13 protein-coding genes are annotated in these 13,720 nt (G+C 74.7%); 6 read left to right on the top strand and 7 right to left on the bottom strand.

Annotated elements, in window-relative coordinates; genetic code table 11:
* Positions 1–63 precede the first annotated feature (63 nt).
* Entirely contained in the window at positions 64–402 is a 339-nt protein-coding gene (locus HL663_RS12115) for a putative quinol monooxygenase (protein WP_173028620.1), read from the top strand.
* Here the strand turns inward: HL663_RS12115 and HL663_RS12110 are convergent.
* The 4 genes from HL663_RS12110 to dxs are packed head-to-tail and all read right to left on the bottom strand — an operon-like array spanning position 392 to position 4,300.
* Positions 392–721, bottom strand: a complete 330-nt coding sequence (locus tag HL663_RS12110) for a VOC family protein (RefSeq protein ID WP_173028619.1) — start codon at positions 719–721, stop codon at positions 392–394. The two genes, HL663_RS12115 and HL663_RS12110, sit on opposite strands and share 11 nt — an antisense overlap.
* Positions 718–1,722 (bottom strand): hypothetical protein, encoded by a 1,005-nt coding sequence (locus HL663_RS12105; RefSeq protein WP_173028618.1) that lies wholly within the window; start codon positions 1,720–1,722, stop codon positions 718–720. Before HL663_RS12105 ends, HL663_RS12110 begins: the two co-directional genes overlap by 4 nt.
* Before the next feature lie 53 nt (positions 1,723–1,775).
* The gene (locus HL663_RS12100) at positions 1,776–2,423 is read right to left on the bottom strand and encodes a class I SAM-dependent DNA methyltransferase (protein ID WP_286175588.1); all 648 of its coding nucleotides are present in this window, start codon (positions 2,421–2,423) and stop codon (positions 1,776–1,778) included.
* An 8-nt stretch (positions 2,424–2,431) separates the two neighbouring features.
* On the bottom strand, positions 2,432–4,300 hold the full coding sequence (dxs, locus tag HL663_RS12095) for a 1-deoxy-D-xylulose-5-phosphate synthase (protein WP_173028617.1): 1,869 nt from the start codon (positions 4,298–4,300) through the stop codon (positions 2,432–2,434).
* A 200-nt stretch (positions 4,301–4,500) separates the two neighbouring features.
* On the opposite strand from dxs, the gene HL663_RS12090 reads away from it, so the two are divergent.
* On the top strand, positions 4,501–5,133 hold the full coding sequence (locus HL663_RS12090) for a thioredoxin-like domain-containing protein (RefSeq protein ID WP_286175587.1): 633 nt from the start codon (positions 4,501–4,503) through the stop codon (positions 5,131–5,133).
* Positions 5,130–5,744, top strand: a complete 615-nt coding sequence (locus HL663_RS12085) for a DUF305 domain-containing protein (RefSeq protein ID WP_216842556.1) — start codon at positions 5,130–5,132, stop codon at positions 5,742–5,744. The genes HL663_RS12090 and HL663_RS12085 overlap by 4 nt, the downstream gene beginning before the upstream one ends.
* Positions 5,745–6,079: 335 nt before the next feature.
* On the opposite strand, the gene HL663_RS19380 is transcribed toward HL663_RS12085, so the two are convergent.
* Entirely contained in the window at positions 6,080–6,538 is a 459-nt protein-coding gene (locus HL663_RS19380; RefSeq protein ID WP_286175586.1) for a hypothetical protein, read from the bottom strand.
* A 108-nt stretch (positions 6,539–6,646) separates the two neighbouring features.
* On the opposite strand from HL663_RS19380, the gene HL663_RS12075 reads away from it, so the two are divergent.
* Both HL663_RS12075 and HL663_RS12070 read left to right on the top strand, forming a co-directional pair.
* Positions 6,647–8,356: a nitrite/sulfite reductase gene (locus tag HL663_RS12075; RefSeq protein ID WP_173030145.1), complete on the top strand. Its 1,710-nt coding sequence runs from the start codon at positions 6,647–6,649 to the stop codon at positions 8,354–8,356.
* The gene (locus HL663_RS12070; RefSeq protein ID WP_173028614.1) at positions 8,353–9,078 is read left to right on the top strand and encodes a phosphoadenylyl-sulfate reductase; all 726 of its coding nucleotides are present in this window, start codon (positions 8,353–8,355) and stop codon (positions 9,076–9,078) included. The genes HL663_RS12075 and HL663_RS12070 overlap by 4 nt, the downstream gene beginning before the upstream one ends.
* A 25-nt stretch (positions 9,079–9,103) precedes the next feature.
* On the opposite strand, the gene HL663_RS12065 is transcribed toward HL663_RS12070, so the two are convergent.
* Both HL663_RS12065 and HL663_RS12060 read right to left on the bottom strand, forming a co-directional pair.
* Positions 9,104–10,378, bottom strand: a complete 1,275-nt coding sequence (locus HL663_RS12065; protein WP_286175585.1) for a NupC/NupG family nucleoside CNT transporter — start codon at positions 10,376–10,378, stop codon at positions 9,104–9,106.
* 82 nt (positions 10,379–10,460) lie between these two features.
* The gene (locus HL663_RS12060; RefSeq protein WP_173028613.1) at positions 10,461–12,569 is read right to left on the bottom strand and encodes a glycogen debranching N-terminal domain-containing protein; all 2,109 of its coding nucleotides are present in this window, start codon (positions 12,567–12,569) and stop codon (positions 10,461–10,463) included.
* Positions 12,570–12,661: 92 nt separating this feature from the next.
* On the opposite strand from HL663_RS12060, the gene HL663_RS12055 reads away from it, so the two are divergent.
* Complete coding sequence (locus tag HL663_RS12055) at positions 12,662–13,681, top strand: LacI family DNA-binding transcriptional regulator (RefSeq protein WP_173028612.1); 1,020 nt, start codon at positions 12,662–12,664, stop codon at positions 13,679–13,681.
* The last annotated feature ends 39 nt before the right edge of the window (positions 13,682–13,720 follow it).

The following is a 13,720-nucleotide window of genomic DNA, read 5'->3' as shown; positions in this document are numbered from 1 at the left end:
CCAGTCTCCCCCGTGCGGCGGTGCTCGGACGTGAGAGGGTCGGTGCGTCCCGAGGAGGAAGACATGACCCAGTACGCCCTGGTCGTCCGTTTCGCGCTCCGGCCCGGGCGGGCCGCGGACTTCGACGCGATGATGCGCGACACGGTCGCGGGCATCGCGGCCCACGAGCCCCGCACGCTGGCCTACGCGGTGCACGAGCCGGTCGGCGAGCCCGACGTCCGCGTCTTCTACGAGCTGTACGCGGACGAGGACTCCCTGGCCGAGCACGAGTCGCAGCCCACGACGCGGGCCTTCCTCGACCGGGTCGACGACGTCGTCACGGGCGTCGAGGTCCAGCGCCTGCACCTCGTGACGGCCACCGGCGTCGGCGGCGCCGACCCGTCCCGGCGGACTACCGGCTGACGTCGACGACGCAGAACAGCGTCCCCGTGGGGTCCGCGAGCACGACGAAGTCGGCGTCCTCGGGGTAGTCCCACGGCACCCGCTCCGCCCCGAGCCCGACGAGGCGCTCGACCTCGGAGCGCTGCTCGGCGGCGCTGTCGACCCACAGGTCCAGGTGCGTGCGGTCCGTGCCGTCGAGGTGCAGACGGCTCGCCCCACCCTCTCGAGGAGCGAGGAAGTCCGGGTTCGACCCGCGCTCGTAGTCGAGCGCCTCACCCCAGAACGCGCCGGCCCGAGCGGTGTCGGCGGTGTGCACGACGATCGCCCCGATGCGGATCATGGCGTCGCCGAGGTGGTGGCCGGCCCGTCGGCCGCCAGCAGCTGCTCGACCGCGTCGTGCACGAGCCCGCCGCCCCCGGCCGGGCACGCGGCGCCGTCCGGCATCGCGAGCGCCAGGGTGACCCAGTAGGGGTCCGGGACCCCTGCGCCGGAGCCCTCGTCGACGCGTCCCACGGCCGTGCACTCGGACTCGTCGACGAGCACCTCGCCGTCGCGGGGTCGCTCCTCCCGCGTGTACTTCTGCAGGGACAGCGGGCCCAGACCGGTCCCCAGGGTCAGGACGGCCCCGGTGGACGTGCGGGCCTCGCACGCCCGCGAGTCCGCGGTCGTCGGCCGGACCGTGTCGGCCACCCCCGCACCGAGCTCGGTGGCGGTCGCGAAGCGCCGGCAGAGGTCATCGACCGAGACCGACCCGGCGGGCGTGCTCCGTCGCGGCGGACCCGCGGAGAGCGAGGCGCGGACGGCGTCGGTGACGGTCTCGAGGATCGCGCAGCCGCCGCTGACCACCGGCGGGGTGTCGACGGCGATGACGTAGCCGCCCGAGACGACGTGGGCCTGCCCGCACTGCGCGTCGGTGACGACCGTTCCGGCCGGCGAGGTCCTGACGGTGTCGCTCGCCGGGACCGGTCCGACGACGCTCGTCGGGAGGTCCGCGCGGGTCGCCGAGACGCGCCAGGCCACCCACCCCCGCGACCCGGTCAGGACGCACGCGCCCGGTCCGCTGCCGGAGAGCGTGGCGCTCGCCCAGTCCGGTCCGGCCTCGGCGAGGACCGCGTCGACGTCGACCATCGCGCACAGGTCGAGCGAGCGGTACTGCGCGGCACCGGGGTCGGGGCCGAGGTCCACCGTCGCGACGGTCGCGCTCGCGCTGGGACCCCGGCTCGCGGACGGCGACGACGACGCACCGGACGTGCTCTCGGTGGCGCCGCACCCCGTGACGAGGGAGGCGACCAGCGCGAGCGCCGCCGCACCGGTCGCGCGCAGCGTCGTGGACCGGCTCATGGCTCCCCCTGACGTGGACTGTCGCAGAACGTACCGCGCGTCGGGGCCCGGCGTCAGGGCAAGCGGGCGAGGACGAACGCCTGGGCGTGCCGCTCGCGGCCCACCGGCTCGCGGACGAGCCGGGCCTCCTTGACGAAGCCGGCCTCCGCCAGCGCGTCCAGCACCTGCTTGGTGCCGCGGTGCCACCGCACGAGCGAGACGTCGTGCCCGCGCTCGCGCAGGCCGGCGCCGACGTCGTGGATGCCGTCCCCCTTCTGGAACGCCAGCACCACGTGCCCACCGGGCCGCAGCACCCGCACGGCCTCGGCCAGCGCCACCGGCAGCTCGTCGTCGGTGAGGTGGATCAGGCTGTACCAGAACGCGACACCGTCGACGGAGGCGTCGTCGACCGGCAGCGCGGTGATCGACCCCTCGCGCAGCTCGAGGTCGGGGTGGTCGCGCCGGGCCATCGCGAGCATCCCCGGCGAGAGGTCGACCCCGAGCACCGAGAGGCCACGGTCGGTCAGGTAGCGGGCGATCCGCCCGGAACCGCAACCGGCGTCGAGCACCCGGGACCCACCGGCGGCGACGACCCGGCCGACGAAGTGGTCGAGCATCGCGAGGTCGACCGGGGCCTCGGGCTCGGTCGACGGGAAGGTCGCCGCGTAGTCCTCGGCGATCGCGTCGTAGGCGGCGCGGACCTCGTCGCGGCGGCTGTCCACGGCGCCGGTCAGGCCAGGCGCTCGCGCAGGGCGGAGGCGACCGCGTCCGGGGTGAGCCCGACCGCGTCGAGCACCCGTCCGCGCGAGGCGTGGTCGAGGAAGCGCTTCGGGAGGCCGAAGGTGTCGACGGGCACCACGAGGCCGGCGTCGCGCAGGGCCTGGACCACCTGGGTGCCGATGCCCCCGACGACGACGTTGTCCTCGACGACGGCGACCCGACCGGCGACGCCGGCCAGCGAGGTCAGCGCGAACGGGACGGGCAGCGCCCAGACCGGGTCGACGACGCGCACGCGGTGCCCCTCGGCGGCCAGCTTCTCGGCGGCCGCGAGCGCAGTGGCGACCATCGAGCCGATGCCGACGAGCAGCAGGTCGACCTCACCCTCGTCGGGCTCGGACAGGACGTCGACGCCGTCGACGGTGCGCACGGCGGTGAGCGGCTCCCCCACGGTGCCCTTCGGGAAGCGGACGACCGACGGCGCGTCGGCGATGTCGACGGCCGCGCGCACGGCGAGCCCCACCTGCTGGCCGTCGCGCGGGGCCGCGAGGTGCAGCCCGGGCACGACGCCGGAGATCGTCATGTCCCACATGCCGTGGTGCGAGGCGCCGTCCGGCCCGGTGACGCCCGAGCGGTCGAGGACGACGGTGACGCCGGCCCGGTGCAGCGCGGCGTCCATGAGGAGCTGGTCGAAGGCGCGGTTGAGGAAGGTCGCGTAGACGGCGACGACGGGGTGCAGCCCGGAGAACGCGAGGCCCGCGGACATCGTCAGGGCGTGCTGCTCGGCGATGCCGACGTCGAACGTGCGCTCGGGGAAGCGCTCGGCGAACGGCTGGAGCCCGACCGGCATCATCATCGCGGCGGTGAGGGCGACGACGTCGGGCCGCTCCTCGCCGATCTGCACCATCGTGTCGGAGAACTCGTCGGTCCAGCTGCGGCCGGCGATCTCGAGGGGCAGCCCGGTCTCGGGGTTGATGACGCCGACGGCGTGGAACTGGTCGGCCTCGTCGGAGACGGCGGGGTCGTAGCCGCGTCCCTTCTGGGTGATGACGTGGACGAGCACCGGCCCGCCGAAGGCCTTGGCCTTGCGCAGCGCCGCCTCGAGCGCGGGCTCGTCGTGGCCGTCGATCGGGCCGACGTACTTGAGGCCGAGGTCCTCGAACATCCCCTGCGGGGCGACGATGTCCTTGATGCCCTTCTTGACGCCGTGGAGCGTCTCGTACATCGCACCACCGACGACCGGCGTGCGCGAGACGTTGCGCTTGCCCCAGTCGAGGAAGCGCTCGTAGCCACGGGTCGTGCGCAGCGTCGAGAGGTGGTCGGCCAGGCCGCCACGGGTCGGGGCGTACGAGCGCTCGTTGTCGTTGACGACGATGACGAGCGGCAGGTCCTGCTCGGCCGCGATGTTGTTGATGGCCTCCCACGCCATGCCGCCGGTCAGCGCGCCGTCGCCGATGACCGCGACGGTGTGCCGGTTGCGCTCGCCGCGCACGACCCGGCCGGCGGCGATGCCGTGCGCCCACGAGAGCGAGGTCGAGGCGTGCGAGTTCTCGACGACGTCGTGCGGCGACTCGGCGCGGCTGGGGTAGCCGGACAGGCCGCCCTCGGTGCGCAGGCCCGAGAAGTCCTGGCGGCCGGTGAGCAGCTTGTGGACGTAGGACTGGTGGCCGGTGTCGAGGACCACCGCGTCGTGGGGGCTGTCGAAGACCCGGTGGATCGCGATGGTCAGCTCGACGACGCCGAGGTTGGGCCCGAGGTGGCCGCCGGTGCGCGAGACCTGCTCGACGAGGAAGGCGCGGATCTCCGCGGCGAGCTCGGGCAGCCGGTCCGCGGGCAGCGCCTTGAGGTCGCGGGGGCCGGCGATCCGTTCCAGCAGGCTCACGGCGCCTACCTCCTCGTCCTGTCCTGAAGTCCGGGTAACCCGACGAGTCTAGGTGCTGGGGTGGGGCCCACCGGCACCACGGGGCGGGGTGGGAAGGATCTCCACGAGACCTCCACGCAGCGGGAACTCACGGGCTCCGCGGGACGCTGGAGATGGTTGAACCGTCCACCACCCGGTGGACCCGTCCCAGGAGGCTCCCTGTGCCCTCGTCGTCCCGCGCCCGCGCCCTCGCCGAGGTGCAGAAGACCCAGCGCGCCAAGGAGCGCCGCTCGCGCCTCCTCGTCGTCGGCGGGGTCTCGTTCCTCGTCCTCGCCATCGTCGCGACGGTGGGCGTCACCATCTGGCGCGACACCTCCTCGCGCCCGACCCTCGACGCGGTCAAGAGCTACGACGACATCACCGCCAACCACGTGACGACCCCCGTCACCTACGCGCAGACCCCGCCGGTCGGCGGTGACCACAACCCGGTCTGGCTCAACTGCGGCGTCTACCCGCAGCCGGTGCCGAACGAGCTGGCCGTCCACTCCCTCGAGCACGGCGCCGTGTGGGTCACCTACCGCTCGGACCTGCCGGCGGCGCAGGTGGAGACGCTCGTCGACCGTGTCCCCGACACCTACATGGTCGTCTCCCCCGTCGACGGCCTGCGCGCCCCGGTCGTCGCCTCCGCGTGGGGCAAGCAGCTCGACCTCACCGGGGTCGACGACGCCCGCCTCGACGAGTTCGTGCGCGAGTACCGCCAGGGCCCGCAGACGCCCGAGCCCGGCGCGGCGTGCACCGGCGGCAGCGACGGCACCCTCCCGCAGACCGGCGCCGGCGACCAGCCGACCTCGTGACCTCCCCGGCTCGGCCCCGCGCGGTCCTCGTCCTCGTCGCGGTGCTCGCCCTCCTCGCCGGGGTGGGTGGCACGGCGGCGGTGACCCGGCTGACCTCGACGACGCAGGTCACCGACTTCGGCGCGGACGCCGGGTTCGCCCGTGACATGCAGACCCACCACCTCCAGGCCGTCGAGATGGCCTTCGCGGTCCGGGACGACACGACGGACGAGGCGGTGCGCACGCTCGCCTTCGACATCATCACGAGCCAGCAGCAGCAGGCCGGCCAGATGTACGGGTGGCTCGTCCAGTGGGGGCTGCCGCAGACCGCCTCGCGCGCCCCGATGGCCTGGGTCGGCGGCGAGCACGCCGCCCACGGCGCCTCCGGCGACGGGATGCCCGGGATGGCGACGCCCGCCCAGCTCGACGAGCTGCGGGCCGCCCGCGGCGTCGAGGCCGAGCGGCTCTTCCTGCGGCTGATGATCGCCCACCACCGCGGCGGGGTGCAGATGGCCGACGCCGCCCTGGCCGACGCCCGGACCGACGAGGTCCGCACCCTCGCCGGCGCCATCAGCCGCGCGCAGACGGCCGAGATCACGTTGATGGAGCAGATGCTCGCCGAGCGCTCCTAGAGCCGGGGGGCGAACTCGAGGCCGCGCAGGCCGTCGAGTAGCGGCCCGGCCGCGCGACGGGCCGCCGCGTGTGCGCACGTGCCGATGAGCGCGAGGTTCCCCGTCATCCCAGTGATGGCGGGGAAAGCGGCAGATGGCGGGGTTGCATCCCCGTCACCAGCCGACGTCCGCGCCATGACCGTGACGACAGCGACGTTGCACGATGGCCTGGCAACTGCTGCGGCATCGTGCAACGTCCGCGGCGGGCCGACGGGCCCGCTCATGCCGCGGCGAGGCGGGGGCGTCAGCACCTCTTCGTCGAGGAGTGGGCCTCCCATGCCCGACCCGGCCCATGGTCAGAGGCGGGGGACGAACTCGAGGCCGCGCAGGCCGTCGAGCAGCAGCCCGGCCGCGCGACGGGCCGCGACCAGGCGCACCCCCTCGCACTCGAGGTCGGCGAGCACCTGCGTCACGCCCTCGGGGCCGATGTCGTCGACGAGCGCGACCCGCACCTCGCGGTAGGAGGAGCGCATCGCATCGAGCTGGGCGTCGAGGTGGCGCACGGCGAGCCAGGCGAGCGCGACCGGGTGGCGCCGCCACGCCGGGTAGAGCCGGTAGTCCGGCGGGCAGTGGTCGAGCAGCCAGGCGACGGCGCGCTGCTCCCATCCCCGCGTGCCCGGTGGCGGGACCCCCTGCGGCCACCCGGGCGGCCCCCCGGCCCCCGTCGCGCCGGCCCCGGAGCGCTGGCGCACCGGGGCGGCCGGGGTGCCGGCGCGCAGCGGGGGGCCACCACCCGGGGCCACGTCGTCGAACACGTGTTCGATGATACCGACCCCGACCACATGGTGGACCCCGGTGGCGGTGATAATGGAGTGTTATACCTTGGAGAACCAGACGTGATCACCCCCCTGCGTGAGGACCTCATGACCACCACCGATTCCACCCCGTCGCGCGCGCTGCGACCGCCCCGCACCGGGCGGTCCAACGGGCAGTGGGCCGTCGACGGCCGCGAGCCGCTCAACGCCAACGAGGTGTGGAAGCAGGAGGAGGGCGGCCTGTCGGTGCGCGAGCGCATCGAGACCGTCTACAGCCGCGACGGCTTCGGGTCCATCCCGCCCGAGGACCTCGCCGGGCGCTTCCGCTGGTGGGGCCTGTACACCCAGCGCCGCCCCGGCATCGACGGCGGGCGCACCGCGCAGCTGTCCGACACCGAGCTGTCCGACGAGTACTTCATGCTCCGCATCCGCCTCGACGGCGGCGCCCTCACCCTCGCGCAGCTGCGCGTCGTCGCCGAGATCTCGCAGGAGTTCGCCCGCGGCACCGCCGACATCAGCGACCGGCAGAACATCCAGTACCACTGGATCCGCGTCGAGGACGTGCCCGAGATCTGGCGCCGCCTCGAGGCCGTCGGCCTCCAGACGACCGAGGCGTGCGGCGACACCCCGCGCGTCGTCCTCGGCAGCCCGCTCGCCGGCATCGCCGCCGACGAGGTCATCGACCCGACGCCGGTCATCGACGAGATCGTCTCCCGGTTCGTCGGCGACCCCGACCTCGCCAACCTCCCGCGCAAGTTCAAGTCGGCCGTCACCGGGCACCCGAGCCTCGACGTCGTCCACGAGATCAACGACATCTCGCTCGTCGGCGTCGTCCACCCCGAGCTCGGCGCCGGCTACGACCTCTGGGTCGGCGGCGGCCTCTCGACCGCCCCCCGGCTCGCCGAGCGCCTCGGGGTGTTCGTCACCGAGGAGCAGGCCGCCGACGTGTGGTTCGGCGTCATCCGGATCTTCCGCGACCACGGCTACCGCCGCCTGCGCACCAAGGCCCGCCTGAAGTTCCTCCTCGCCGAGTGGGGGCCGGTCGAGTTCCGCCGCGTCCTCGAGGAGGACTACCTCGGGTACGCCCTGCCCGACGGCCCTCCCCCGCCCACGCCGACGACGCCGGGCGACCACGTCGGCGTCCACCTCCAGAAGGACGGCAACCACTACGTCGGCGCCGCCCCGGTCGTCGGCCGCGTCAGCGGCGACGTCCTCGCCGGGCTCGCCGGGCTCATGGAGACCGCCGGCACCGACCGCGTGCGCTTCACGCCGCACCAGAAGCTCGTCGTCCTCGACGTCGCCCCGGAGCGCCTGGACGGGTTCGTCGCCGGGCTCGAGGAGCTCGGGCTCTCGGTGTCCCCCAGCCCGTTCCGACGCAACACGATGGCCTGCACGGGCATCGAGTACTGCAAGCTCGCCATCGTCGAGACGAAGGCGACGGCCGCCACGACCGTCGCCGCGCTCGAGCAGCGGCTCGCCGACGTCACGGCGTCGCTCGACACCCCGATCAGCCTCAACGTCAACGGCTGCCCGAACTCCTGCGCCCGCATCCAGGTCGCCGACATCGGCCTCAAGGGCCAGCTCGTGACGGTCGACGGCGAGCAGCAGCCCGGCTTCCAGGTGCACCTCGGGGGCGGGCTCGCCTCCGCCGACCGCGACGAGGCCGGCCTCGGCCGCACCGTCCGCGGCCTGCGGGTCACCGCCGACGACCTGCCCGACCTCGTCGAGCGCCTGGTCCGTCGCTTCCTCGACCAGCGCGAGGGCAGCGAGTCGTTCTCGTCCTGGGTCCACCGGGTCGACGAGGAGGAGCTCCGATGACCGCGACCGCCCGCACCTCCGACCGCCGCGACACCGGCGCGCTGCGCGCCATCGCCGCGTCGGGCGCCCGCGAGCTCGGCCACGACGCCGCCGCCGACGACGTCGTCGCCTGGGCCGTCGAGGCCTTCGGCGAGGGCCTGGCCGTCGCGAGCAGCATGCAGGACGCCGTGCTCCCCCACCTCGTCTCGCAGCACCTGCCCGGCGTCGACGTCCTCTTCGGCGACACCGGCTACCACTTCACCGAGACCTACGACACGCGCCGGCGCGTCGCCGACGAGCTCGACGTCACCGTCGTCGACGTGCGCCCGCGGCTGTCCGTGACGCAGCAGGACATCCGCGTCGGCCCGCGCCTGTTCGAGCGCGACCCCGCCGAGTGCTGCCGCCTGCGCAAGGTGGAGCCGCTGCGCCTCGCCCTGGCCGACTACGAGTGCTGGGCCACCGGGGTCCGCCGCGCGGACGGCCCCACCCGGGCGAACACCCCGATCGTGACGTTCGACGAGACGTTCGGGCTGGTCAAGGTCAACCCGCTCGCCACGTGGAGCGGCGACGACGTGACCACCTACGCCTTCGAGCACGGCGTGCCGGTCAACCTGCTTCTCTCCGACGGCTACCCGTCGATCGGCTGCGCGCCGTGCACCCAGCGCGTCGAGGCGGGCGCCGACGAGCGCTCCGGCCGCTGGGCCGGCTTCGGCAAGACCGAGTGCGGGCTGCACCCGGCCTGACCCGCCCGACCTCGCGGGCGGCTCCTCACCCGAGGAGGACGCCGGCGATGGCCGCGCTCATGAGGTTGGCCAGCGTCGCCGCCGCGATGGAGCGCACGCCGTAGGTGGCGATCTCGGTGCGCCGGTTCGGGGCCATCCCGCCGAGCCCTCCGAGCAGGATGGCCAGCGAGCCGAGGTTGGCGAACCCGGTGAGCGCGAAGGTGACGATGGCCTTGGTCTTCGCGCTGAACTCGTCGGCGACCGGGCCGAAGTTGCTGAAGGCGACGAACTCGTTGACGACGGTCTTCTGCCCGACGAAGCTGCCTGCGCGCACCGCCTCGTCCCACGGCACGCCGACGAGGAACATCACCGGCGCGAAGAGCCAGCCGAGCAGCTGCTCGAAGGTGAGGTCCGGCTGCCCGAACCATCCGCCGACCGTGCCGAGCAGCAGGTTGACCAGGGCGATGAGCGAGATGAAGGCCAGCAGCATGGCGCCGATGTTGGCCGCCAGCTTCAGCCCCTGGGCGGCGCCGTTCGCCGCCGCGTCGATGACGTTGACGTGCTCCTCCTCCTCGGGCTCGGGCGGCTCCGGCAGGGCGTCGCCGCCGGCGGCCGCCGATCCGCCCCCGGCCCCGACCGGCACCGGCACGCCGTCGGCGTCGACCTTCTCGGTCTCGGGCACGACGATCTTGGCCATGAGCAGGGCCCCCGGCGCGGCCATGAACGCGGCCGCGATGAGCTGGTCGAGCTCCGCGCCGAGCAGCGCGTACCCGACGAGCACCGACCCGGCGACCGTGGCCAGGCCACCGGTCATCACGGCGAACAGGCTCGAGGTCGAGATCCTCGCGAGGTAGGGCCGGATGACGAGGGGCGCCTCGGTCTGCCCGAGGAAGACGTTGGTCGCCGCGTTGACCGACTCGGCGCGCGAGGTGCCGAGGAGGACGTGCAGCCCCGAGCCGAGCACGCGCACGACCCGCTGGAGGACCTTCCAGTGGTACAGCACCGAGGTCAGCGCCGCGAAGAAGACGATGACCGGCAGCACCTGGAGCGCGAAGACCACCCCGTCCTCGGGCACGAGCGAGCCGAAGAGGAAGGCGATGCCCTCCTTCGAGGAGTCGATGACCGCCTGCACGGCCCGCGTGGCGGCGTCGAGGGCCGCCCGCCCCGGGGGCACGTAGAGCACGAGCACCCCGAAGAGCACCTGCAGGCCGAGGGCGGCGGCCACGGTCCGCGGGCGGATGGCCCGGCGGTCGGTCGAGATGGCGACGGCGGCCAGCAGGAGGGCGGCCATCCCACCGAGTCCCCAGAGCACGTCGAGCACGGTCGGTCCTTCCGTCGCGCCGCACGGGCCTGTCCCCCGCCGCGGCCGGACGGTCACGCTAGCAAGCCGACCTCCGCGCGGGTCAGCCCACCTCGACGGTGATGCCGTCGGGCGCGGCGACCCGTCGCACCTGACCCTCGGCGTCGACCTCGACGTCGAGCCGGGCCTCCCCGAGGCGCAGGCCGCGGACGTGCAGCGCACCGAAGGGCGCGTCGGCGAGCGGCGCGAGGTGCAGGGTGCCCCCGGGGACGTCGGCGCGCAGGCCGAGGACCATCGAGACCAGGGCCCCGGCGCTGGCCGCGGCCCAGGCCTGCGGGCGGCAGCTCGCCGGGTAGGGAGCGGGGCGGCCCAGCACCGGGTCGGCGCCGTAGAGCTCCGGCCAGCGGTAGCCGCTCGCGGCGGCGACGTCGACGAGGGCCCGCGCCACGTGACCGGCGGTCTCGCCGAACCCGGTCCGCGCGAGACCGAGCCCGCAGATCGCGGTGTCGTGGGTCCAGACCGACCCCGTGTGGTACCCGATCGGGTTGAACGCCGGGTTGCTCCGGGCGAGGGTCGAGACGCCCAGCGGGCCGAGCAGGTCGGGGCTCGCGAGGGCCGCGGCGACCCGTGCCTCGCCCGCTTCGCCGAGCGTGCCGGTCCCGAGGACGTGGCCGATGTTGCTGCCGAGGCCGTCGACCGGCGCGCCGTGGCCGTCGAGCGCCATCGCGAGCACCCGGCGGCCGCCGGTGTCGGACCAGAACGACGCGTCGACGCGTGCGGCCAGCGCCTCGCTCCAGGCGCGCCAGCGCCCGCCGTCCGCGCCGAGCACCTGCTCGAGGAGGTCGGCGGCGGCCCGGGCCGCCTCGACCGCGTAGGCCTGGGTCTCGACGAGGGCGATCGGCCCCTCGGCGATGCGCCCGCGGGCGTCGCGCATGGAGTCGCCGGAGTCCTTCCAGCCCTGGTTGGCCAGCCCGGTGCCCGTCTCGTCGAGGTAGCGCAGGAAGCCGTCCGGGCTCGACCCCGCCGCGCGCTCCATCCACCCGAGCGCCGCGTGCAGCGCCGGCTCGAGCTCGCGGACGACGGCGGCGTCCATCCCCCAGCGCCAGGCGTCGTGGAGGAGGCAGACCCACAGGGGCGTCGCGTCGACGGTGCCGTAGTACGTCGTCGGGAGGACCATGCCGCCCTCGCTGCCGAAGGCCGTGCGTCGGATCTCGTGCGGGACCTTGCCCGGCGCCTCAGCCGTCACCGGGTCGTCGACGCGGCCCTGGCGCCGGGCCAGCGCCCGCAGCGTGCCCCGGGCGAGGTCGGTGCCGAACGGGAGGGAGAGCCGGGCCGCCCAGAGCGCGTCGCGGCCGAAGAGCGTCAGGTACCACGGGGTGCCGGCGCCGGCGAAGACGTCGCCGGGGGCCAGCGGGTCGCGCATCGCGAGGTGGCGCAGGTCCTCGAGGCCGTCGTGGACCGTCCGGGCCAGGCGCGCGTCGCCGGCCTCGACGTGCACGGCGTCGAACGCGAGGGCGTCGGACCCGGCGTCGGCGTCGAAGACCGTGGCGGCCAGGCGGCGGGCGGAGACCTCGGCGACGACGGTGCGCGCACCGGCGGGCGGGACCTCGAGCGACCACCGGAGCGCCGCGTCGGCGCCCTCGGTCGCCACGAGGGCGCCCTCACCGCGCACGCTCACCGCGTGCCGCTCGTCGGACCAGGAGGCGACCTCGTCGGTCACGAGGACCGGCAGCGGACGAGGCTGTGCCACACCGTGCTTGATGTCGTGCAGGTCGGCGCCGTCACCGGCGACGAACAGCTCGACGACGCAGCGGACGGCCTCGGCCGAGCGGTTGCGGACCTCGACGGACTCGGTGAGGCCGCGGTCGGTGAGCACGCGGTGGCGGGCGACCTCGACCGTGGGGTCGGGGCCGGGGTCGCCGAGGTGGCGCGCGACGGCGAGGGTCTCGGTCGTGCCACCACGGCTCGCGGCGACGACCGGGGTCGGGGCGCGCCCGTCGACCCGCAGGACGAGCCGGTGCACGACGCGCCGGTCGTCGACGAGCAGGCCGGTCGCCTCGCCGCCCTCGCGGCCGGCGTCGACGTCGCCGTCGCGGGTGGCGAGGCAGGTCACCGGCCCGCGGACCGCGACCTCCAGCTCGTGCAGCCACGGCTGGCGCGAGCGCTCGGGGTCGACGGCGGCCTCTTGACTTCCGGTGTCAGGTCGATGCACAGTGACGACCCTATCCATTTGATCGTTCAAATCAACCGTCCGCCCGACGGTTTGAACGTTCACAGGCGCAGGACCCTCGACGAGGAGGAGCGATGACCCCGCAGCCCGGCGACGCCGACCGCGTGACCATCCACGACGTCGCCCGCGCGGCCGGCGTGTCGCGCCAGACCGTGAGCAACGCGGTCAACAACCCCGGCCGGGTGCGCCCCGACACCCTCGAGCGCGTCCGCGCCGCCATCGACGAGCTCGGCTACCGCGCCTCGAGCTCGGCCCAGTCCCTGCGCAACCGCCGCGCCGGCGCCGTCGGCATCGAGCTGCACACCCTCGGCACCCACAACGCGACGACCGCCCCGGTCCTCACCGCCCTGAGCATCGGGGCCGCGCGGCACGGCTGCCACCTCGTGCCGTTCGGTTCGCAGTCCGGGCACCCGATGCTCGAGGGGTACCGCTCGATGTGGGCCGGCCGGCTCGTCGACGCCTTCGTCCTCGCCGAGACCCACCACGGCGACCCGCGCCCCCCGTGGCTCGAGGAGCAGGGCATCCCCTACGCCACGTTCGGCCGGGTCTGGGACGACCCGACGTTCACCCGCTGGGTCGACGTCGACGGCGCCGCCGGCACCGAGGCGGCCGTCCACCACTGCCGCGAGCAAGGGTATGCACGCGTGGCGTTCCTCGGCTGGCCCGAGGGCTCGGTCGTCGGTGACGACCGGCGCAGCGGATGGGCCCGCGCGTGCGCCGACGCGGGTGGCGTCGCCGGTGCCACCGCCGTCGCCGAGCAGGACCTCGACGACGCCACGGCCGCGGCCACCGCCCTCCTGGAGCACCTCTCCCCCGGCGACGCCGTCGTCTGCGCCTCCGACGTCCTCGCCCTCGGCGTCCACCACGCCCTCGTCCGCCGCGGCCTCGAGCCCGGGCGCGATGTCGGCGTCGTCGGCTTCGACGGCTCGGAGACCGCGACGATGCACCACCTCACCTCGGTCGCCCAGCCCTTCGAGGCCATCGCCGAGACGTGCCTCGACCTCGTGAGCGCCGCCCTGGAGGGCTCTCCCCCGCCGGAGCACGGCTCGCTGCTCCGGCCCACCCTGTCCACCGCCCGCAGCACCCGGGCCTGACCCGGCCACCCCCCCGCGCACCACCCCCGACGAAGGAGT

Origin of the sequence: Arthrobacter sp. NEB 688 (assembly GCF_013201035.1) — a bacterium.
GTDB lineage: Bacteria > Actinomycetota > Actinomycetes > Actinomycetales > Dermatophilaceae > Phycicoccus.
The sequence above is the reverse complement of the archived record's forward strand: the minus strand, read 5'-3'. Positions and strand labels throughout refer to the sequence as shown.

Coding starts and splice junctions, on each gene's coding strand:
- HL663_RS12115 (WP_173028620.1), top strand. CDS start 64: ATGACCCAGTACGCCCTGGTCGTCCGTTTCGCGCTCCGGCCCGGGCGG.
- HL663_RS12110 (WP_173028619.1), bottom strand. CDS start 721: ATGATCCGCATCGGGGCGATCGTCGTGCACACCGCCGACACCGCTCGG.
- HL663_RS12105 (WP_173028618.1), bottom strand. CDS start 1,722: ATGAGCCGGTCCACGACGCTGCGCGCGACCGGTGCGGCGGCGCTCGCG.
- HL663_RS12075 (WP_173030145.1), top strand. CDS start 6,647: ATGACCACCACCGATTCCACCCCGTCGCGCGCGCTGCGACCGCCCCGC.
- HL663_RS12070 (WP_173028614.1), top strand. CDS start 8,353: ATGACCGCGACCGCCCGCACCTCCGACCGCCGCGACACCGGCGCGCTG.
- HL663_RS12055 (WP_173028612.1), top strand. CDS start 12,662: ATGACCCCGCAGCCCGGCGACGCCGACCGCGTGACCATCCACGACGTC.